This window comes from Thiobacillus denitrificans (genome assembly GCF_001530125.1).
Taxonomy (GTDB): Bacteria; Pseudomonadota; Gammaproteobacteria; order Burkholderiales; family Thiobacillaceae; genus Thiobacillus; species Thiobacillus denitrificans_C.
In genome coordinates this window covers 21,355-42,238 of sequence record NZ_LDUG01000015.1, presented here as the reverse complement: position 1 = coordinate 42,238, position 20,884 = coordinate 21,355, and the positions used below count along the sequence as shown (strand labels likewise).

22 protein-coding genes are annotated in these 20,884 nt (G+C 64.7%); all 22 read right to left on the bottom strand.

Translation table 11 applies throughout. From position 1 onward, the window contains the following. The coding region (locus ABW22_RS03980) for an alpha-D-ribose 1-methylphosphonate 5-phosphate C-P-lyase PhnJ (RefSeq protein ID WP_193393276.1) at nucleotides 1-396 on the bottom strand (396 nt) is incomplete at its 3' end. Next, complete coding sequence (locus ABW22_RS03975) at nucleotides 393-1,520, bottom strand: carbon-phosphorus lyase complex subunit PhnI (protein WP_059752157.1); 1,128 nt, start codon at nucleotides 1,518-1,520, stop codon at nucleotides 393-395. The genes ABW22_RS03975 and ABW22_RS03980, both read right to left, overlap by 4 nt. Further along, nucleotides 1,520-2,098, bottom strand: coding sequence for a phosphonate C-P lyase system protein PhnH (gene phnH, locus ABW22_RS03970; RefSeq protein ID WP_202813907.1), 579 nt, complete (start codon nucleotides 2,096-2,098; stop codon nucleotides 1,520-1,522). The genes ABW22_RS03975 and phnH overlap by 1 nt, the downstream gene beginning before the upstream one ends. Continuing rightward, complete coding sequence (gene phnG, locus ABW22_RS03965) at nucleotides 2,091-2,582, bottom strand: phosphonate C-P lyase system protein PhnG (RefSeq protein ID WP_059752154.1); 492 nt, start codon at nucleotides 2,580-2,582, stop codon at nucleotides 2,091-2,093. Before phnG ends, phnH begins: the two co-directional genes overlap by 8 nt. Before the next feature lie 43 nt (nucleotides 2,583-2,625). After that, complete coding sequence (phnE, locus tag ABW22_RS03960) at nucleotides 2,626-3,435, bottom strand: phosphonate ABC transporter, permease protein PhnE (protein WP_059752152.1); 810 nt, start codon at nucleotides 3,433-3,435, stop codon at nucleotides 2,626-2,628. Next, nucleotides 3,432-4,247, bottom strand: coding sequence for a phosphonate ABC transporter, permease protein PhnE (gene phnE, locus ABW22_RS03955; RefSeq protein WP_059752151.1), 816 nt, complete (start codon nucleotides 4,245-4,247; stop codon nucleotides 3,432-3,434). The genes phnE (ABW22_RS03960) and phnE (ABW22_RS03955) overlap by 4 nt, the downstream gene beginning before the upstream one ends. Then, complete coding sequence (gene phnC / locus ABW22_RS03950) at nucleotides 4,210-4,989, bottom strand: phosphonate ABC transporter ATP-binding protein (RefSeq protein WP_059752149.1); 780 nt, start codon at nucleotides 4,987-4,989, stop codon at nucleotides 4,210-4,212. The genes phnE (ABW22_RS03955) and phnC overlap by 38 nt, the downstream gene beginning before the upstream one ends. A gap of 55 nt (nucleotides 4,990-5,044) precedes the next feature. Further along, entirely contained in the window at nucleotides 5,045-5,914 is an 870-nt protein-coding gene (phnD, locus tag ABW22_RS03945) for a phosphonate ABC transporter substrate-binding protein (protein ID WP_059752147.1), read from the bottom strand. Nucleotides 5,915-5,962: 48 nt separating this feature from the next. Continuing rightward, nucleotides 5,963-6,691, bottom strand: a complete 729-nt coding sequence (phnF, locus tag ABW22_RS03940) for a phosphonate metabolism transcriptional regulator PhnF (protein WP_059752146.1) — start codon at nucleotides 6,689-6,691, stop codon at nucleotides 5,963-5,965. Between the two features lie 299 nt (nucleotides 6,692-6,990). Continuing rightward, a complete protein-coding gene (locus tag ABW22_RS03935; protein WP_059752144.1) occupies nucleotides 6,991-7,854 on the bottom strand; it encodes an isocitrate lyase/PEP mutase family protein in 864 nt (287 codons plus the stop codon). Nucleotides 7,855-7,856: 2 nt separating this feature from the next. After that, complete coding sequence (locus ABW22_RS03930) at nucleotides 7,857-9,245, bottom strand: FAD-dependent oxidoreductase (protein ID WP_059752142.1); 1,389 nt, start codon at nucleotides 9,243-9,245, stop codon at nucleotides 7,857-7,859. Next, a complete protein-coding gene (locus tag ABW22_RS03925; RefSeq protein ID WP_059752140.1) occupies nucleotides 9,242-9,844 on the bottom strand; it encodes a cysteine hydrolase family protein in 603 nt (200 codons plus the stop codon). The genes ABW22_RS03930 and ABW22_RS03925 overlap by 4 nt, the downstream gene beginning before the upstream one ends. Next, complete coding sequence (locus ABW22_RS03920) at nucleotides 9,841-11,892, bottom strand: hydantoinase/oxoprolinase family protein (RefSeq protein WP_059752138.1); 2,052 nt, start codon at nucleotides 11,890-11,892, stop codon at nucleotides 9,841-9,843. Before ABW22_RS03920 ends, ABW22_RS03925 begins: the two co-directional genes overlap by 4 nt. Continuing rightward, the gene (locus tag ABW22_RS03915; protein WP_082708502.1) at nucleotides 11,889-13,613 is read right to left on the bottom strand and encodes a hydantoinase B/oxoprolinase family protein; all 1,725 of its coding nucleotides are present in this window, start codon (nucleotides 13,611-13,613) and stop codon (nucleotides 11,889-11,891) included. Before ABW22_RS03915 ends, ABW22_RS03920 begins: the two co-directional genes overlap by 4 nt. Continuing rightward, nucleotides 13,610-14,104, bottom strand: a complete 495-nt coding sequence (locus ABW22_RS03910; RefSeq protein WP_059752134.1) for a 3-isopropylmalate dehydratase — start codon at nucleotides 14,102-14,104, stop codon at nucleotides 13,610-13,612. The genes ABW22_RS03915 and ABW22_RS03910 overlap by 4 nt, the downstream gene beginning before the upstream one ends. Further along, complete coding sequence (locus ABW22_RS03905; RefSeq protein WP_059752133.1) at nucleotides 14,101-15,378, bottom strand: 3-isopropylmalate dehydratase large subunit; 1,278 nt, start codon at nucleotides 15,376-15,378, stop codon at nucleotides 14,101-14,103. The genes ABW22_RS03910 and ABW22_RS03905 overlap by 4 nt, the downstream gene beginning before the upstream one ends. Continuing rightward, nucleotides 15,375-16,322 (bottom strand): tripartite tricarboxylate transporter substrate binding protein, encoded by a 948-nt coding sequence (locus tag ABW22_RS03900; protein WP_059752131.1) that lies wholly within the window; start codon nucleotides 16,320-16,322, stop codon nucleotides 15,375-15,377. Before ABW22_RS03900 ends, ABW22_RS03905 begins: the two co-directional genes overlap by 4 nt. Nucleotides 16,323-16,349: 27 nt before the next feature. Continuing rightward, nucleotides 16,350-17,060 (bottom strand): ABC transporter ATP-binding protein, encoded by a 711-nt coding sequence (locus ABW22_RS03895; protein WP_059752129.1) that lies wholly within the window; start codon nucleotides 17,058-17,060, stop codon nucleotides 16,350-16,352. Continuing rightward, a complete protein-coding gene (locus ABW22_RS03890) occupies nucleotides 17,057-17,821 on the bottom strand; it encodes an ABC transporter ATP-binding protein (protein WP_059752127.1) in 765 nt (254 codons plus the stop codon). The genes ABW22_RS03895 and ABW22_RS03890 overlap by 4 nt, the downstream gene beginning before the upstream one ends. Further along, entirely contained in the window at nucleotides 17,814-18,794 is a 981-nt protein-coding gene (locus tag ABW22_RS03885) for a branched-chain amino acid ABC transporter permease (protein WP_059752125.1), read from the bottom strand. The genes ABW22_RS03890 and ABW22_RS03885 overlap by 8 nt, the downstream gene beginning before the upstream one ends. Further along, nucleotides 18,791-19,663 carry a branched-chain amino acid ABC transporter permease gene (locus ABW22_RS03880; protein WP_059752123.1) on the bottom strand — a complete coding sequence of 291 codons (873 nt, stop codon included), beginning with the start codon at nucleotides 19,661-19,663 and terminating at the stop codon, nucleotides 18,791-18,793. The genes ABW22_RS03885 and ABW22_RS03880 overlap by 4 nt, the downstream gene beginning before the upstream one ends. A gap of 17 nt (nucleotides 19,664-19,680) precedes the next feature. Next, the gene (locus ABW22_RS03875; RefSeq protein WP_059752121.1) at nucleotides 19,681-20,883 is read right to left on the bottom strand and encodes an ABC transporter substrate-binding protein; all 1,203 of its coding nucleotides are present in this window, start codon (nucleotides 20,881-20,883) and stop codon (nucleotides 19,681-19,683) included. Between the last annotated feature and the right edge of the window lies 1 nt (nucleotide 20,884).

Below are 20,884 nucleotides of genomic sequence, written 5' to 3'. Positions count from 1 at the left end.
TTGCAGCACCAGCACCTGGTCTTCAGTCAGCGGCGTCTCGGGAATGCGGTGGCGCGACTGGATCAGCGTCGCTTCCTGCGTGCGCTCGGTGGTGTCGACGCCGGGGCAGGTCAGCTCGACAAACTGGCGCAAATTGACCGCGTTGACCGAGTCGTCGGCGCCCTGGTCAATCACCTTGAGGTTGTCGTCCGGGCCGATTAAAGACAAGGTGACTTGCAGGCCGCCGGTGCCAAAGCCCCGGCCCATGGGCATTTCGCGCGAAGCGTAGGGCGTCTGGTAGCCGGGGATGCTGATGGCTTTGAGGATGCAGCGGCGCACCTCGCGCTTGGCGTATTCGTCGAGAAAACCGAAGCTGTAAGCGGCTTCGTCTTGTGGCAGTTCGTAGCCGGGGTTCATGCCTTGACTCCTTGTGTGGCAGTTACCGTGGACTGCGTGGCCTTGGACTGCGTGGTGCGCAGACGGTCCATATCGGACTGGAAGGTCACGTAGTGCGGCATCTTGTAGTGGCTGGCAAAACCCATCGAATCGACGCCGTCGACGTGCAGCAGCACGAATTCCGGGTCTTCCGAGGGGTTGCTGGGGCCGTCGCGCATGCCTTTTTGCAGCGCGCGGTCGAGAATCGCCATGGCAATGGCCTTGACCTCGTTGTGCCCGAAGCAGGCGCCATAGCCGAGGGTGAAAACCGGCGGTCCGTCGTTGTCGTCGCTTTCGTACATGGCGACCACCTCGCATTCGGTCATCAGCACCTCGCCGGCCTCGATCAACTCACCGGTGACCGGGTGCGGCAGCATGACGGGCAGGTAGCCCACGCGCAGTTCGGCAATGGTCGGGTGTACGTCGCCGTAGCCGCGCATGTTGGAGTACGCAATGGCCAGCAGCGACCCGGTTTCGGCCCGCGCCATGGTGGCCAGCGCCGCCGAGCGCGGCACCGGAAAGACCAGCGGCTCGCGGGTGATGTCAAAGGCGTCTTGCGCCCGGGTAGCCAGCGGCGGCAGCAAGCCGTCGGCGCGCAAGGCGTCCAGCACTTTGGGGAAGGTGTCGGGCAGGTCCGCGCCCGGGCGCTGCTGCATGAAGCGGCTGGCGACGCTGCGAAACGCCTCGGGCGATTCGTCGGCCAGGTCCAGCCGCATCAGGCGCAAGGCGTAATCGTAAGTCGGCCCGAGCATCTGGCCGCCCGGAATGTCCTTGAAGGCCGAGGAGATGCGCCGGATCAGGCGCATCTTCGAGGTGTCCTGCACCGGCATTTCCAGCAGGCGCGGCTTGGTCGAGCGGTAGGCGCGCAGGGCAAAAGCGGCTTCGAGCGTGTCGCCCTGCATCTGCTTGATGGCCAGTGCCGCCAGACGCGGGTGGTAGAGCCCGCCCTCGGACACCACGCGCGAGGTCAGCAGACGCAACTGGTGCTCAATGGCGGACAGCGACAAGGGCGCGCCCGCATCGCCTTCTGCCGTGCGCAGGGCTTCGACGGCGGCGTGCGAGCCTTCGATGGCGCGCCCGCCGCCTTTGATGGCAACATAACCCATTATTGTTCTCCTTGTGCGGTGATGCGGGTGACGGGCGTGATGGACGTGGTTCTGGGCAAGGCAAGGACGCGGCTGCGGTCGATCAGGATCAGGTCCACGCCCAGCGGGAAACCTTCGTTCCAGCACCGGCGGCGCGCTATCCAGGCCGGGTCCAGCCCGGCGATGGCCAGCGACTGGCTGGCGGCGATGCCGGGGCCTGAAAGCTGCCATGCGGCGCCCTCGCCCAGCTTGGCGACTTGCAGCAAGATCGTGGCGCCCAGCTCGGGCGACTCCAGCGTGCCCAGGCTGGGCTCGAAGGCCGGTGGCAGGCCGCCGTCGGCCACAATGAATTGCGCCCGTTCGGCGCCTGCCATGCGGGTTTGCAGGCGCTGGCGCGTCAACGCGTCGATCAGTTGCTGCGGGTCGGCCAGCGTGACCTCGCTGTCGACCAGCGTTGCCAGCGTTTGCGTCAGCGCGGCGTCGCCCGCCAGGGTTTCAATGCGGCCCGGAAAACTGAAGGCGCGCATCAACTGGCGAAACACGCCTTGCTGGCGCTGCGGGCCCCAGGCTTGCAGGTCTTGGTCTGTTACTTCACTCATCATCGTCTTCCTCTGTTGTGCCCAGCAGCGAAAAATCCACCCGCGTGGTCGCCAGCAAGGCTTGGCGCTGCGCTTTTTGTTCGGACAGGCGCGCCTGTCCGGCGGCCAGCACCGGCAGCGCTGCTTCATGGCCAGGCAACTGGCCCGCCAGCACGGCATCGATCACGGCGATGGCGCGCGCCAGGCTGGCGCGGTCGTCGAGCAATTGCGCAGCGCCTTCGGACAAGGTGCCGTCGGCGCTGGTCACGCGCACACGGGCCACAGCCAGCGGCACTTCGCCGGGGTAATAGGCCTCGCCCTGTGCGCTGTCGCGCAGCTTGAGCAGGGCCAGGCCCGATTGGGGCAGTTGAATATCTTGCACCGCGTGCTGCTCGCACAGGCGGCGTGCCAGGGCGCGCACCGACTCGGGCGGGCAAGCCAGCAACAGGCGCGGCCATTGGGCGCGCACCGGCATGCCCTCGGGCATGGGATAGGTAAGTGTCATGGGGGAGTGCTTTCAGATAGCGGTTCTTTGCGGTCCAGGTTGATCAGCCCAGTCGCCTGCGCAGCCACGCCGAGGCGTAGTCGATGATCAAAATGGTGACCAGGATGACGAGAATCAGCGCTCCCGACTTGCCGTAGTCAAACATTCTGACCGTGTCGTGCAAGGCCAGTCCGATGCCGCCGGCGCCGACCAGGCCGAGCACCGAGGCCATGCGCACGTTGCGGTCCAGGATGTAGAGGGTGAAGCCCAGCGCCTCGCGCAGGATCGACGGCCAGCCGGCATACATGACGAGTTGCGGGAAATTCGCGCCGGTCGATGCAACGCCTTCATAGACCCCCTGGTCGACGCGCTCCAGGCTCTCGGCAAAGAACTTGCCGAGGAAACCGGCGGTATGCACCCCCAGCGCCAAGGCGCCGGGCAGCGGCCCCAGCCCAAGGGCGGCGACGAAGACCAGGGCCAGCAGCAGGTCGGGCATGGCGCGCATGAAGTTCAGCACCTCGCGCACCAGGCGGTAGACCAGCGGATGCGGCGACAGGTTGCGCGCCGCCAGCGGCGCCAGGAAAAATCCCACCACCAGCGCAAACACCGTGCCCCACAGGGCGGTGGCCAGCGTGATCCCCATCAGCTCCAGATATCTAGATAAGTCTGAAAAATCGGGCTCGCGGTAACGGCTGAAATATTCGCCCATGTCCGCCACGCCGTAGACCAGCGTCTCGAACGATATCTCCAGGTCGTGCACGATCAGCCACAGCACCGCCAATGTCGCCGCCAGCCATACCGGGAACAGGTTGCGCGGCCTGGGGGGAAAGGCCGGCACCGACGAAGCCGTATATATTTTGCTGATCTTGTTCATGCCCGCGCTCCGTGAATGATGCGGCTGCGCAACTGATCCGACAAGCGGTCCAGCAGCGTCACCACCAGGTAAATCGCCAGCGCGATCAATATCAAGCGGTCGTACTGGAACAGGCGCATCGCCATCACCAGGTCGTAGCCGATGCCGCCGGCGCCGACCAGGCCAAGAATGGTGGCGGCGCGCAGGTTGTGGTCAAGGATGTACATCACCGTGCCGACGAAATCGGGCAGTGCCTGCGGCAGCATGGCGAACAGGCGCACCTGCAACCAGCCGGCGCCGTGCGCCCGCACACCTTCGACCGGCTTGTGATCGACCACCTCGATGGCTTCGGCAAAGAACTTGCCCATGAAGCCGACCGTCACCAGGGCCAGCGCCATCACGCCGGGCAGCGGCCCCAGCCCCACGGCCGAGACGAACACCAGCGCCCACACCAGCTCCGGCAGCGCGCGCATAAGGCTCAGCAGATCCCGGACCACGCGGTACACGACGATGTGCGGCGTGGCATTGCGCGCGGCCAGCACGCCCAGCGGCAGGCTCACCACGATCGCAATCGCCGTCGCCAGCACCGTCATCTCGATGGTCTCCAACATTTTGTCGAACAATTGCGGCAGATACTCCCAGTCGGGCCTCACGAGGAAATGGCCGGCGAAAGCCGCCATTTTGCCCAGCGAGCCGACGAGGTGGACCCAATCCACCTCCACCAGCGACGCGGTAAACCACATCGCGCCCAGCACCGCGCACAGCGCCGCGACGAGCGGCAGCGGCGGCAGGCCGTTAGGCGTAGGCCAGCGCCAGATCGAGATGGTTGTCATGTTCCATGCCTTCGCGTTGATAAATGGTGCGCAGGGCCTGCGGCGACAGTTCGGCGGGCGGGCCGTCGAACACGACGCGGCCGCTGTTCATGCCGATGATGCGATCGGCGAAACGCTTGGCCAGGTCCACCTGATGCAGGTTGACGACGACGGTAATGCCGTCGCGGTCGCGGATTTCACGCAGCAAGCCCATGATCTCTTCGCTGGAGACCGGGTCGAGGCTTGCCACCGGCTCGTCGGCCAGGATCACTTTCGGCCGCTGCGCCAGCGCGCGGGCGATGCCCACGCGCTGCTGCTGCCCGCCGGAGAGCTTGTCGGCCCGGCTCCAGGCCTTGTCGGTGAGCCCGACGCGCGCCAGGGCTTGCTGGGCGATATCCATGTCCTCGGTGCGGAACAGATAAAACACGCTGCCGACCCAGGAGCGGTGCGCGAGACGCCCGGTCAGGACGTTGGTGACCACCGACAGGCGATCGACCAGGTTGAACTGCTGGAACACCATGGCGACACTGGAGCGCAGCTTGCGCAAGTTGCCCTTGTCCAGCGCTTCACCGGCAATCCGGATGCTTCCGCCGCTGGGGATCTCCAGGCCGTTGAGCAAGCGCAGCAAGGTCGATTTTCCGGCGCCGCTCGGCCCGAGGATCACGGTGAAACTTCCCGCGGCGATCTCGGTGCTGATGCCCTTGAGCGCCTCGAAGCCATTCGGGAATCGCTTCGTCACGGATTCAATTGAAATGGTAGACATGATTATCTTTTTGGTGAGACGGGATGGACAACAAGCGTTGCCCACCCTGTCCGGGTTATTTGAGCAACTGCTCTCGCTTCAGGCTGAGTTCATTCACCATGTCGCGGACCGGCTGGTAATCGGCCGGCGTGATCGCGTCGTAGCGGGCAATGGTGCCGAAGCCGGACACCTTGACGCCCTCGTTATGGGCATTGACGATGGCGTCCTGAATCTTCTTCTTGAGGTCAGAAGGCAGATCCTTGCGATAGGTCAGCGGCGGGCCCGGCAACTCCAGACGGGCGACGATGCGCAGGGTGTCGGCGTTGATGATGCCGGCCTTGATCATGCGTTCGTAGGTGGCATCGGCGGCGGCGGCCACGTCCACGGTTCCGTTCTTGACCGCCATGATCGAGGCATCGTGCGAGCCGGCCCAGGTGAACTTGCCGAAGAACTGCTCAGGCGTCATCCCGCTGGCCTTCTTCACCATGTAGGTCGGTGCCAGCCCGCCGGAACCGGAGGCCGGCTCCACGAAGGCCGCCGATTTGCCGCGCAGGTCCGCCAACGACTTCGCCGGGGAATCCGCGGGGACTAGCAGGTAACCCCAATAGGTCGGCTTGCCCGAGGAACCGATGCCCACAGCGAAAGCCTCGGCGCCGGCTTCCCGCTCGGCGAGGTAGTAGGACAGCGCGCCAAACCAGGCAATATCGAGCCGTTTTTTCTTCATCGCCTCGATCACGCCGGAATAGTCGGTGGCCGTGTAGAGCTTGACCTTCTGCCCGAGTTTTTTCTCAAGATGGGCGCGCATCGGTTCGAACTTGGCGATCATCTCCTCGTTGTTTTCGGCCGGAAGAATGCCCATGACGATGTCGCGTGCCTGCGCGGAGACAGCGGCCAGGGAAAGGGTCAGCGCCAGCGCGCTTGCCATAAGGGTAGGTTTCAAATACATCAGAAAAGCTCCTGTGGGGTAAATAAACAAGGTTGATTGACTGGTCAGTCACGGGTTGATGCGCAGTTGGATCCGGTCGGCGCGAAACCGGGTGATGGCGTATTCGACTGGGCTTCCATCCCGGTCGTCTACATTCACACTCTTCACCCGCAGCACCGGTCGGTTCTGCGGCATGCCCAGCAACTTTGCGTCATCTCCCTGCGGGAGCACCGCTGTCACCAGGCTTTCTGTTCTTCGCAATGGGCAGCCGTACGTGGCGGTCAGAAACCGGTGCAGCGACTCACCGGTGTAGCGTGTATCGAGGCCGGCAAAGCGCTCTGCCGGGATGAAATGCGAGATCACGCACAGTGGCCGATCAGCCGCGGTGCGCAAAGTTTCAATCCAAAACACCCTATCGCCGACATTCAGCGCCAGGCGTTGTGCCACGCGTTCTGTAGCGGCCAGTGTCTGTAAGCACAAAATGCGATTTTCCGGTTGTAGTCCGAGCGCTGCAAGGTTCTCCGTGAACCGCGTACCAGCACCGATCTGATAGTCAATCTGACTGTCCAGCACAAACACACCACGTCCGTGTCGGCGCTCCAGCAGGCCGGATTCCACCAACTCATCTATGGCGCGTCGCAACGTGTGGCGATTGACGCCGAATCGCACAGCAAGAAGGCCCTCCGCCGGGAGGCAATCTCCGGGCCCATAGGCTGTGGCAACTTCTTGCTCCAGTTGGCGGGCAATTTGCGCGTAAAGCGCTTCTCCGTTTTCTCTGCTGACTGCGTAAAGACTCATATGTAGTTATCTATACAAGTGGTTGTGCAGTAAGCGTAACCAGCCTATGTGTCATCTTCATGACGGCGCAGACTCGAACAAAAAAAGCGTGATTTTTTGTTGATGAGAAGTGTGGTCTTTGAGTGAAGATCACTTGGCGTGATCCTTTGGAAATTCAGTATTCCAACTCAAGAAAATTGCAGGTATTTTGTCGATTGACTACCACTGGAACTTCTAAGGCTCATTGTTTCCGATGGCACGAGCCAGTTCGATTTAGAGCCCTATCGAAGTGAGAAACTCGCAATGAAACCAAATGGACCCTACTGGTACCGCCTTCCGGCCGCCATAAGTTCCGCTGTGCCGATGACTTCATTGAGACCATCAAAGTCCAGCATCTGCTTCTGCCACGGCGCTGTGGTCTGGTGCTGGTGCAGGCTGGCGTAGTAGCCTTGCAGGGTATGCGCCACGGCGCGCGCCGTGCCGCCGGGGAAGATGACGATGCGAAAACCACGGGCTTGCAGTTCGGCGGCGCTTTGTACCGGCGTCTTGCCGCCTTCCACCATATTGGCCAGCAGGGGGATGCGCTGGCCAAAACGTTGACAGGCGGCATCCATCTGCTCGGGCGTGCGCAAGGCCTCGATGAACAGGGCATCCACGCCGCATTCCAGATAACGCTCGGCCCGCTCCAGGGCGGCGTCGAGCCCCTCCACCGCCAGCGCATCGGTACGGGCCAGGATCAGCGTGTCGCTGCTGGTGCGCGCATCGAGCGCGGCCTTGAGCTTGCCCACCATCTCCGCCACCGGCACCACGGATTTTCCGTCCAGATGGCCGCAACGTTTGGGAAAGGTCTGGTCTTCGAGTTGGATCATGGCCGCGCCCGCGCGCTCGAAGCCCCTGACCGTGCGCATCACGTTGAGCGCATTGCCAAAGCCGGTGTCGGCGTCCACGATGATCGGCAGGCTGACCCGCTCGGTGATGCGGGCCAGCGTGTCGGCCACTTCGGGGAAGGTCGTGAGGCCGACATCGGAGCGGCCCAGCCGGGTGTAGGCGATCGAGGCCCCCGACAGGTAAAGCGCCTCAAACCCGGCCTGCTCTGCCAGCAGGGCGCTCAGCGCGTCATAGACACCGGGGGCCAGCACGGCCCGGGCTTGCGCCAGACGCTGCTTCAAGGTGGGTTTGTTCATGGTTAGGTCTCCAATATCGTTTTCGCGGTCTGGGCCGCAATGAAACCACCGGCAATGGCACTCAACAGGCCATTGCCCGACAGGTAGCCCCAGACGGCATGGCCGGAGACGCCCCGCGCGGCACCACCCGCCGCCAGCAAATTATTGAATGGGCTTGCGTCTTCCCGCAAGACACGGCAGTGGGCGTCGATGTCGAGTCCGCCCTGGGTGTGGAACAACGCACCCGTCACCTTGACGGCGTAAAACGGCGCTTGCAACGCACGCGTGAAGACCCGCCCATCCGGCGCCGCGGCACCGGGCGACACGGCCGCCAGCGTTGCGCGCAAGGCGCTGGCATCGCAACCGATCAGACCGGCCAGCGCCGGTTCGTCGGCACACCGCTTGACAGCACCGGCGGCCTCGGCTTCACGAAAATCAGGGAAGCCGCGCGCGAACGTCAGCAAAGTTTCATCGAACACATTCCACGCCACGCCGCCGGGCTGCGCCAGCACCTGCACGGCGGCTTCCGAATAGCCCTGCGTTTCATCGTGAAAGCGCCGGCCCGGCGCATTGATCTGCACCGCGCCTTCCATCATCAGCGCCCAGGTAATCAATGCGCCCTGCGGCACGGCCCACGAGCCATGGCCCTGGTAGCCGCCCAGATCGGCCAGCCGCGCCCCGATGGCGCGCCCCCACGCAATCGCGCTGCCGTCGTTGCCGCTGTGCCCGGCATAAGTCGCGTCGCGCATCTCGGGCAGCAGTTCCCGCACCATGCTGGCGTTGCCGCCAAAGCCGTTGCAGGCCAGGATCAGCGCATCGCAGGCCAAGTATTCGAGTGCGCCGTCTGGTCGTTCATAGCCGATACCGATCACCTCATCGCGTGGGTTGAGCCAGAGCTCGCGCACCAGGGCGCGGGTCACGATGGAAACATCGGCTGCCGTGGCAGCCTGCTGCAGGCGCGCCATCAGGGCGGCGCCGGTTTTTTCTGGCACGGCATGCATGCGGTGGGTGCTGTGGCCGGGGTAGAGAAAATCGTCCAGCAGCACAAAGTCAAGCCCATGCCTCGCCTGCAGTGCATCAACGGCCGGGCCAATCGCCTGCGTATAAGCTGTGACCAGATGGGGGGCCGCCGTGCCGTTCGCCTTGGCCTGGATGTCGGCCGCAAAGCGCTGCGGGCTGTCTTCAATCCCCAGTGCCTGCTGCACCCGCGTGCCAGCCGCGGGAATGAAGCCCGAGGACAGCGCGGTCGAGCCGCTGGGTGTCGCGTCGCGCTCCAGCAGCACGCATTCGACCCCGGCGTCATGCAGCATCAGCGCGGCCGTCAGGCCGCAGGCCCCGGCGCCCACGATGGCCACGGGCACATGGACTGCCGCGTCCATGCGCTCGGCACGCTGGATCACGGGTTGGTTCATGTCAGGGTTTGGATAAATTCATCGCAGGTCATGACATCGGCCACCGTGCCCATGTCGGCCAGCGCGGCCGCATGCACCTCGGGCTTGAACGCGGCGCAGCCGTCGCCCAGCACAATGGTGTGGTACTCCCGCATGTGGGCATCGCGCACGGTGCTGGCCACGCCGCCGTTGGTCACGATGCCGCAGACAGCGACGGTATCAATACCCGCGTGGCGCAGCACCCAGTCGAGCTGGGTGTTGAAAAAGGCCGAATACGCGACCTTGCAGACCGAGACATCAATGAACGGCTGCAGCTCGGCCACGTTGGCCTGGCCCATACTGCCCGGCGCGAAGTCGCCCCGGCGCAAAAAGGGGCGCAAGGCCTTGAGATGCGGCGAGATCATCGGCTCGCCCTGGGCATCGGGCCAGAGCGTGAACTGGCTGGCAGCCACGAGGCCGCCGCCGGCCTTGAGCGCGCGCGCCACGCCGGCCACGCGGCCCGGCAGTTCGCGGGCGGCCTCGCTGACCGCGCCGCCACGCGCGTAGGCGCCATCGGGCGACAGAAAATCGTTTTGCAGATCAACAATGATCAGGGCGATTTTTGGTTTTGGACTGTTCATGATGGTTTAACGAGCAGGTTGCCAAAGGCATCGACCGTGGCGTGGAAGCCCGGCTCCAGCCAGACCGTGGTGTCGGGCTGCTCGAGAATCGCCGGGCCGTCTATGCGCGCACCGACCGGCAAATCGAGGCGCGGATAGCGCACGGCGGCCCACCAGCGCCCGGCATGAAACACCTGCTGTTCGCCGCTGGACTGCGTTGAGCCGGCGCCCGTCGGGGCCAGCACGGCCAGATCGAACTTGGGCCGCACGCCGATGCGGGCGTAGCGCAGGTTCATGACCCGGATCGCGATGCCATCGAGCACCCGGCCGAAGGCCGCCTGGTAAGCCGCTTCAAAGGCGGTTCGAATCACCTCCGCGCTGATCTGACTGGCCTGCGTCACCGGCAGCGGCACCTGCACCGTGTGGGTCTGGCCAGCGTACAGCATGTCCAGCGCAATGACTTCCTGCACCTGCTCGAAGCGCACGCCGGCCGAATCGAGCCGTTGCTGGCAGGCCGCCGCCACCGTGGTGATGCGCTGGCGCAGATCGGCGATGTCGAGTTCGGCCAGGCCCTTGTTCAGGGTCTGCACCGCGTCGTGCCGCATATCGGCCATCACGCAGCCCAGGGCCGAAGTCACGCCGGGGTAACGCGGCACGATGCCGGTGGTCACGCCCACCTCGCGCATCATGGCGCACACATGCAGCGCGCCGCCGCCGCCGAAAGGCATGTAGGCAAAGCTGCGCGGGTCGTGCCCGCGTTCGATCGACACCACCCGGATGGCGCCAGCCATCTTGGCATTGGCCACGGTCAATATCGCTTCGGCCGCGGCGAGCACATCGAGTCCCAGGGGCTGGGCCACATGCTGCTCAATCGCTGCACGCGCCTTGTCCGCATCCATGGCAGCCAGCAGGCCGCCACCCAGTGGCCGGTCGGCCGCAATCCGGCCCAGCAGCACATTGGCGTCGGTCACGGTGGGGCGCATATTGCCGCGGCCATAACAGGCCGGACCTGGGTTGCTGCCGGCCGACTCGGGGCCGACCTGCAGCATGCCACTGGCATCGACCGAAGCAATCGAGCCGCCGCCGGCACCGATGGTCTCGATCTGGATCATGGGTGAGCGCACCACCATGCCGAACTCGATCGACGTCTGCGCCGCCAGCGCCGCTTCGCCCTTGGCCACCAGCGACACATCGAACGAAGTGCCGCCCATGTCGCCGGTGATGACGTTGGGGCAACCAGCTGAGCGCGCAATCGCCGCGCAGGCGATCACACCCGCCGCCGGGCCCGAGAGCGCGGTTCGCACCGGCACATCACAGGCGGTCTGGCGTGACATCACGCCGCCGTTGCTCTGCACAATCAGCAGCTCGCCGGCAAAACCCTGGGCCCGCAGATCCGACTCCAGGCGCGCCAGGTAACTGCCCACCACCGGTTGCAGCGCCGCGTTCAGGGTGGCCGTGGAGCAGCGTTCGAACTCACGGATTTCGGGCAAGACCTCGCTGGCCGCGGTCACATGGGCGTTGGGCCAAAGCTCGCGCACGGCGGCCACGGCGGCACGTTCATTGGCCGGGTTGGCATAGGTGTTGATGAAAAACACACAGACCGCCTCGCAGCCCGCCGCCAGCAGGGCTTGGGCCTGTGAGCGGACCTGATCCAGATCCACCGGGGTGTGGATGCTGCCATCGGCCAGCACGCGTTCATCCACCTCGAGCCGCAGATGGCGCGGCACGATGGGCTCGAAGCTGCCGCGCAGTCCCCAGGTCTGCGGCCGGTCACGCCGGCGCATCTCCAGCACGTCACGAAAGCCGCGCGTGGTGATGATGCCGGTGCGCGCCACCTTGCGCTCCAGCAGGGCATTGGTGCCCACCGTCGTGCCATGCACGATGGTGGCAATGCGGGCCGCTGAATCGGCCACACGGCCCACGCCATTCATGAAGCCACGAGCTTCCTCGCCGCGCGTCGAAGGCACCTTGACGATGCGCGCGCTGCCACTGGCTTCGTCCAGCACAAACAGGTCGGTGAAGGTGCCCCCGACATCGACCCCGACGACCAGACCAGTTGGCGTACTCATGCGCCCTCCTTCGTCACTGCAAGCGCAGGGGCCGTCACATAGCCAAGCGCCTGATCGCGTTCACGCGAACTCTGCAGCCTGGCCGAAGGCTTGCCATAGCCGCCGCCGCCCGGCGTCTGCAGCCGCACCCGTTCGCCTTTTTTCAGCTTGATGCCGACCATCTTGGAGACCATCGGAGGTGTTTTCCATTCATTGTTGTTTTGATAGCTGAAGACATTGACCGCAGCCGGGCCGCCGCCCGCAATGCCTTTGGGGGCGGATTTGCCACGCTCGCCGAAGATGAAGACCTCGGCATCCTGCTCCAGCAACTCGATCTCGTAGTTCGCGCCCAGCCCGCCGCGGTACTGGCCATCGCCGCCGGAGTCGGCCCGCAGCGACCATTCGGTGAAGCGCACCGGGTAGGCCGCCTCCAGGATTTCCAGTGGCGGGATGGTGGCCGTCGAGATCGGTGCATTGCCGTGACTCAGGCCGTCACCGCCCGAGTGGGCGCCGTGGCCGCCACCGAAGAAGCTGAACATGACCCAGCGTTGCCCCTTGCGCGCGGCATCGGTGCGGTGCCCGGCAATCGACAGCGCGTTGATGGTGCCGTAGGCCTGCGCCACGGCGCGGGTCGGGTCCGCCTGCGCCGCCGCGCTGAAGATCACGTCGATCATGCGCAAAATAGTTTCGGTGTAGCCGCCCACCGGCCGGGGCCGCGCCGCGCTGATGACCAAGCCGTCCGGCAGCACGAAGTCCACCGCGTCGAGCACGCCGGCGTTGGCCGGCACGTCGGGAAACAGGTGCTTGAGCGCGACATAACAGGCCGCGATGGCCGTGGCGCGCGAGATGTTGACCGGCCCGGCGCACTGGGGCGAGCTGCGCGAAAAATCGAGTGTCATGCGCTCGCCCTGCACCCTCATGTCCAGCGCAATGGTCAGCGGCTCGTCCTTGACGCCATCGTTGTCCAGAATATCGCTGAAGGAGTAGCGGCCATCGGGCAGCGTGGCGATGTGGGAGCGCATCAGTTTGACGGCGCGCGAGCGCAACTCGCCCATGGCTTGGAGCACCACCGCGTCGCCATATTCGTCGAGCAGGCCATGCAGGCGGCGCACGCCCAGCTCAAGTGCGGCCAGCTGGCCATTGAGGTCGCCCCAGAGACTGTCGGGCAGGCGGGTATTGGCCTTGAGAATGGCCAGCACATCAGCGTCCAGAACGCCAGCGCGGATGATGCGCACCGGCGGGATCTGCACCGCTTCCTGCCAGCACTCGGTGGCCGCCGGGTTGTAGTTGCCCGGCACCGCGCCGCCCACGTCGTGCCAGTGCGCGGCCGACGCCAGGTAACAGAACAGCTTGCCGTCACGGAAGAAGGGCCGCACCAGCTTGAAGTCATTGGCATGGGTGCCGCCTTCATACGGGTCGTTGAACAGCCAGGTGTCACCGTCCGCCATGCCGGCATGCGGGTCATCCGGGCCGCTGCGCTCGCGCGCCACCCTGGCCGCCGCGCGCACGGCGAACGCCATGGCGCCGACAAACACCGGCAGGCCCGATTTGCCCTGCACCAGCGTGTCGCCCGAGACGGCGTCATAGAGTCCGTGGCAGGCGTCATGCGCTTCGGCAATGATGGGGTTGAAGGCGCTGCGGTACAGCGTGGCGTCCATCTCGTCAGCGATCTGTTCGAGGCGGCCCTTGAGGACAGCCAGGGTCACCGGGTCCATCGCCGGACCAGCAGAAAATTCAGTCATTGAACAGGTTCCTTGCCAAATCGGATTCGTAATTGATTCATCAAGCCGCCGCTGCGCACCATGTCCAGCAGGAACGCGGGGATGGGCTCACAGCTCAGACGTTTGCCTGTGCTTGAAATAACTGTCAGATTTTTGGTATCGAGGGTGATTCCCTCTGCTTCCTGCAGCCGATCAGCGTCGGGGCAGGTCAGCAGCAACAGGCCGACATTGAAGGCGTTGCGGAAATACAGACCGCTGAACGACGGGGCAATCACTGCCACCACGCCAAGCTTGACCAGCACGGCAGCGGCCTGCTCGCGCGAGGAGCCGATGCCGAAGTTGGGGCCGGCCACGATCACGTCGCCCGGCTGCACCTGGGTTGCGAACTCGGGGCGGACCGACTCCAAGCAGAAAGTAGCGATCTTGTCAATGCCGTGCTTCATCGCGTGTCCCGGTGCCAGCACATCGGTGTCGATGTCAGCACCGAGCTTCCAGACCCGATGTGTGGTCATGCCAATACCTCGCGCGGATCGGTGATGACGCCGCGCAAGGCCGAAGCCGCGACAGTGTAGGGCGAGGCCAGGTAGACCTGCGCCGTGGCCGAGCCCATGCGGCCCTTGAAGTTGCGCGCCGTGCTGGAAATCACGGTGGTGTTGTCGCCCATGGTTTCGCCATAACCGGCGCAGGCGCCGCAGGCCGTGGGAAACAGCTCGGCCCCGGCATCCAGCAAGACTTGCAGCACCCCCTCTTCCCGGGCGGCGGCCTGGTCTTTCTGACTGGCCGGCGCCACCATCAAGCGCACACCGGGCGCCACGCGCTGGCCGCGCAGCACCTCGGCGGCTGCGCGCAGGTCATCGAGCTTGGCGCCGGTGCAGGCACCGATATAGGCCACGTCCACCCGGGTGCCGCTGTAGCGCCCCACGACATCAGCATTGGCAGGGCTGTGTGGGGCCGCCACGTAAGGCGTCAATGTGCCGGCGTCAAATTCGTGGCGGGTCAGCGCAGCGCCTTCATCGGTATGCCAGTCGCTCGTGTCGGGCGTCGGCGCACCGGCGGCCTGCAGCCACGCTGCCGTGACCTCGTCGGGCGCGATCAGGCCCACTTGGGCACCCAGCTCGGCACTCATGTTGGACAGCGTCATGCGCTCCTGCATCGACAGGGCTTTCACCGCCGGGCCACAAAACTCCACCGCCTGGTACTGCCCGCCGTTCATGCCGAAGCGGCCGATCATGTGCAGCATCATGTCCTTGGCGGTCACGCCTTTTTGCAGTTCGCCAAGCCAGTGCATCTGCAGGGTGTGCGGCACACGCAGCCAGATTTCGCCGGTCACCACCACGCCCAGCATTTCGGTGCTGCCGATGCCGAACATATAGGCGCCGAAGGCCCCACCCGTGGGCGAATGCGAGTCGCCGCCGACACAGAACATGCCGGAGCGGATGTGGCCGTGCTGCGGCACCACCACATGGCAGATGCCCTGGCCGTCGTACACATGGGGCAAGTCCTGCTCGCGCGCCCAGTCGCGCGCGATGCGCACGATCTTGCGTGACTCGTCATCGCGTTCCGGCACATAGTGATCCATCACCAGCACGACGCGCGACTTATCCCAGATCTGCGCGCCCAACTCTTCGAGCATGGGCTTAAGCCGGCGCGGCCCGGACGAGTCGTGAAACATGGCCAGATCGACCTGGCAGTTCACGATCTCGCCAACCGCCACGTTCTCACGGCCGGCGGCACGCGCGATCAGCTTTTGCGCCAGGGTCTGTGCAACAGGCGTTGATGTACTCATTCCGGCCGGGCTCCTGAAAACTTCACCACCTTGGCCCAGCGCTGGATTTCGCCTTGCACGAACTTCGAAAAGTCTTCAGGCGAGTTGCCAACCGGTACCGCGCCTTCCGCATCGAGCCGCCGGCGCACCTCCGGCGCGGCAATCGCCTGCCGGGCCGCATCGCTGATGCGCCGGGCCAGGTCAGGATTCATGCGCGCAGGGCCGAACAAACCGAACCAGGCGCTCGACTCATAGCCAGTCAGCACTTCGGCGATGGCGGGAACGTCCGGGAAGGCGGCCAGGCGCCTGGCGCTGGTCACGCCCAGCGCCTTGAGTTTGCCGGCCTTGACTTGCGCCTGCGCATTGCCGACTGCGGCGAACATCAGCTCGACCTGTCCGGCGATCACGTCCTGAATGGCAGGCGCCGTGCCCCGGTAAGGAATGTTGACGATGAAGACGCCCGACTGCATCTTGAACAGGTCGCCCGCCAGATGCAGCGAAGAACCCACCGCCCCGATGGCGAAGTTGAGCTGTCCCGGTTTGGCCCTGGCCAGGGCGATCAGCTCACGCACGTCTTTCGCCGGCACCGAAGGATGGGCCACCAGCATCGAGGGCGAGGTGGCGACACAGGTCAGCGGCGTGAAGTCCTTGACCGGGTCAAACGGCAGCGAGGGGTAGAGCGACGCATTGATGGCGTGGCTGGTAAAGCTCATCAACAAGGTATTGCCATCGGGCGCGGCCTTCGCCACGGCATCGGCGGCGATGTTGCCGCCGGCGCCGGGCCGGTTCTCGACAATCACCACTTTTCCCAGCAAGCGCCCCAGTTCCGTGGCCAGCGTGCGGGCCAGCGTGTCGGTGGAGCCGCCGGCCGGCGCGCCGACCAGGATGCGTGTTGGCGCGGCTTGCGCAGACGCGCCTGCAGCCAGCAGGGCGGCAGACGAGAGCAGGATGTCACGGCGTTTCATGATCAGGCTCCATCGAGAATTAAAGGATCAAAGGCCCAGGTAGGCACGGCGCAGTTCATCGCTGCCCAGCAATTCATCTGGCGTACCGCTAAAACGGATCGCACCGTTTTCCATCACATACGCCCGGTCTGCGATTTCGAGCGACTGGCCCACGTTCTGCTCTACCAGCAACACCGCCAGACCGCCTTCGCGCAACTGGCGGATCAGGCCGAACATCTCGTCCACCAGCAAAGGCGACAGCCCCAGCGAGGGCTCATCCAGAATCAGCAGGCGGGGCTCGGCCATCAGGCCGCGGCCAATCGCCAGCATCTGCTGCTCGCCGCCGCTCATGGTGCCCGCCAGTTGCGCCAGGCGCTCCTTGAGGCGGGGAAAGATGGCAAACACCTTGTCGAGGTTGGCGGCGCGGCGCTCACGGGCCCGGGTGAATGAACCAAGCTCCAAGTTTTCCAGCACGGTGAGGTTGGGAAACACCTTGCGGCCCTCGGGCACCTGGATCAGGCCGGCCTTGACCACCTCGCGGTAATGGGCACGGCTCAGGTCCTTGCCATCAAAATGCACCGTGCCGGCCCATGCGGGATAAATGCCGCAGACCACGTTGTTCAGCGTGGACTTGCCAGCGCCGTTGCTGCCCAGCAGCGCGACCGTTTCACCGGCCTGTACCGTCAAGTCCACGCCGCGCAGCACTTCCACCTGGCCGTAACCGCCGCGCAAGCCCCGGATTTCCAATAACGCGCTCATGTCGCCGCTCCTGCCAAGGCGGCGGCGCGCAGACGCGCCGCCGTGCCATGCCCCAGATAGGCTTCCACCACTTTCTCGTCGGCGGTCACTTCAGCGGGCGTGCCCTGCGCAATCAACTGGCCTTGCGCCAGCACCCACACATGTTGCGCCAGGTTCATGACCGCCTGCATCACATGCTCGATCATCAGCACGGTCACACCACTTTGCGCGATGCCCCGCACTACGGGAATCATCTCCGCAATTTCCTGCGGGTTCAGGCCGGCCAGCACTTCGTCCAGCAGCAGCAGGCGGGGCCGCGTCGCCAGCGCACGCGCCAGCTCCAGCCGCTTGCGGCCTGCCACCGTCAGGTCGGAGGCCGGTTTGTCGAGTTGCGCCGACAGCCCCACACGGGCCGCCACTTCTTCCGCCTGGCTCAGGGCACTGCGCCGTTCCTTGAGATGCAGATGCGCACCCACGGCGATGTTTTCCCTCACCGTCTGCGTCGCGAAGGGCTGGACAATCTGGAAGGTGCGCGTCATGCCACGGCGCGCGTTGAGGTGCGGGGCGCAACCGGTGATGTCCTGCCCGGCAAACTGCACCGTGCCGCTGTCGGGTTTCAAAAAGCCGGACATCAGCGCGAACAGCGTAGTTTTGCCCGCGCCGTTGGGGCCGATCAAGGCCGTCAGGCTGCCCTCGGGCACGTCCAGGCTGACGTTTTGCACGGCCTTGAGACCGCCGAAGGAGATGGACAGGCCCTTGATGGCCAGCAAGGGTTCAGCCACGCCGGCCTCCGCTCTTTTTCCATAGCGACTTCGCCGTCGCCCCCAGCCCCGCGATGCCGCGTGGCAGGAACATCACAATCAGCACCAGCACCATGCCGTAGATCACCATGTTGATGCCGGGCAACTGGCCGAACAGGTTGCGCGTGAGGTCCGCGAGGACATGCAGCACCAGCGCGCCCAGCACCGGCCCCCACAGCGTCCCCATGCCGCCGACGATGGCGGCGACCAGTGCTTCCACCGAGGTGCCGGGGCCATAGGCAATGCCGGGATCGATGTACTGGAACACCTGCACATAGAAGGCGCCGCCGGCCCCCATCAAGCCGCCCGACAGCACAATCGCGCCGAGCTTGACGCCAAACGGATTGACACCGATGGCACGCGCCGCGTCTTCGTTGTCACGCACCGCCTGCAGGTAGGCGCCAAAGCGCGAATGCTTGAGCCACCACGTCAGCAGCAGGGCTGCCGCCACAAAGGCCAGCACCAGGTAGACATAGCCCTTGCGCGAGCCGAACTGCATGTTGGCGAACGATTCGTGCAAGGGCAGCATCAGGCCCACCCCGGCACCGGTGAAGGGCACCGACAGGGCCAGGATGCGGAACACCTCGGCGAACGCCAGCGTCACCAGCGCGAAATACGAGCCTTTGAGGCCGTAACGAAAGGACAAAGCCCCCACCAGCGCGCCGACCCCGGCACTGCCGGCCACCGCCATGAACAGGGCCAGCCAGGCATTGAGTCCACCCTGCAATTGCGCGATGGCCTGAATATAGGCCCCCGTGCCAAAAAACAGCGCATGACCAAAGGAAAATTGCCCGCCAAAGCCGCCCAGGATATTCCAGGCCTGGGCCAGCAGGGCCGCATACAGCGCCATCATCACGAAGTTCAAAATGACGCCGGAATCCGTCGCCAGCGGGATGCCGGCAACCAGCGCGACGAAAAGAAAAATGCCCGCCAGTTCTTTTCCGCCGCTCGTCATGCTTTGGCTCCAAACAGGCCTTGCGGGCGAAACAGCAGCACCGCAATGAAGATGGCAAAGATGCCGATCTGACCGAGCGACTCGCCCAGGTACAAACCGCCCAGCGACTCCACCACGCCGATCAGCAAGCCGCCGAGCAAGGCCCCGACAAAACTGCCCATGCCTCCGAGGACGACGACGGTGAAAGCCACCAGCACAAAGCCGCCGCCTACCTGCGGGTTCACATAGTAGGCCGGCAGCAAGAAGCAGGCGGCGGCCCCCAGGCATGCCAGGCCGATGCCAAAGCTCATGGCATAGACATGGTCCACGTCGATGCCCATCAGCTTGGCGCCATGTTTTTCTTTGGCGACCGCACGAATCGCGCGACCCAGATCGGTCTTGCCGACGATCCACAGCAGCAAGCCCGACACCAGCAAGGCGCCGGCGAACGCCACCAGTTTGGGCAAGGCAATCATGGCCGGGCCGATGGCCACGGTGGTCAGCGTGTAAGCCGTTTCGATGGTGCGCGTGTCGGACTTGAAAAACAGCAGGGCGGCGTTCTCCATGACGATGGACAGCCCCAAGGTGACCAGCAGGATGTTTTCGTCCTTGCCGTGGCTGGCCCGGTTGATGATCAGGCGCTGCAAGGCATAGCCCAGCACGAACATGCCGGGCACCACCAGGGGCAGCGCCAGATAGGGGTCAATGCCGAAGCGCTCCTTGAGCAGGTACACCGCATACAGCGCCACCATCAACGCCGCCCCATGGGCAAAGTTGATGATGTGCAGCACGCCGTAGATCAGCGTCAGGCCCAGAGCGATCAGTGCATAGACCGCCCCGGTGGTCAGTCCATTGATCAGGGACGGGAAAAGAATTCCGGAGTCAAACATCTTTAGCGACTGGGTCTTCAGGCTCTGAGCGGGAACACCGGATCGGTTTCGCGGTACTCGCGCGGAATGATGACCTTGATGTCGTTCTTGACGACTTGCGTCATCAAGGGCTGGGCGCCGGTGTTTTGCCCGTTGACGAACTTCGTCGCGCCATACGGCATGATGTGATCGGCAAAGGTGCTCTTCTCCAGCGCATCGATGATGGCTGCGCGGTCGCTTGACTTGGCGCGTTCAATGGCGTCGGCCAGCAGGCGCATGGCCGTGTAGGTCATGAACACTTCGTAACTGAAAAACAGGCCCTTGGCCTCGACCCGCTTCTTGAGTTCGGCCGAGCGCTTGTCCTTGGGGTTGAACCAGTGGTTGCAGTCAATGATGCCGTTGGCCGCATCCGGAAACTCCTTGACAAACTTGTAGCTGGACGCGGCGCCGCCCAGCACCGAATAAATCGCCTTGGGGCTGATCTTTTGCTGCTGCATGGTACGCACCAGCAAGGCGTATTCGTTGTAGTAGTTGGCGGGTATCACGATGTCGGGGTTGACCGCCTTCATCCGCAGCACGATGTTGTTGAAATCGCGCGTCGGGTTCGCGTGCTTGATGACTTCCTTGACCTCGTAGCCGTAGCCGGGCAATTCGCGCGCCAGCAGGTTGGCCGTGCCGGTGCCAAAGAGCGACTCTTCGTGAACAATCATCACGGTGCGCGCGGGCTTTCCCGCCGCCATGTTCAGCACATGCAGGTTGGCGACGGCCGCTTCGGCACACTTGCGATAGCCCGGCCCGAAGCGGAAGGTGTTCTTCAGGCCGCGCTCCATGATCTGGTCGGCAACCCCCACATCAACGACGTGGGGCAGGTTGTATTTCGCCGCGGCCTGCGTGGTCGCCAGACAGATGGCCGAGGCGAATGCCCCCACCACCGCCGAGACCCCGGCTTCATTCATTTTTTCAATCTCGGCGGCGCCCGCCTGCGGCTGGGACTGTGCATCACCCAGCAAGGCCTCGATGTTGGCCCCACCCATCGACTTGATGCCCCCCGCCTTGTTGATGTCCTCAATGGCCATGAGCGCTCCTACCCGGCACTGCTGGCCGGAATAGGCCAGCGCGCCCGTGACAGGATGCAGGACGCCCACCTTGATGGTCCTGGGCTGCGCACCCCCGACCAGGGGAAATGCCATAGCCGAAGCGGCTGCAGCAGATTGGGACATGAAATGGCGACGTGTACTCATG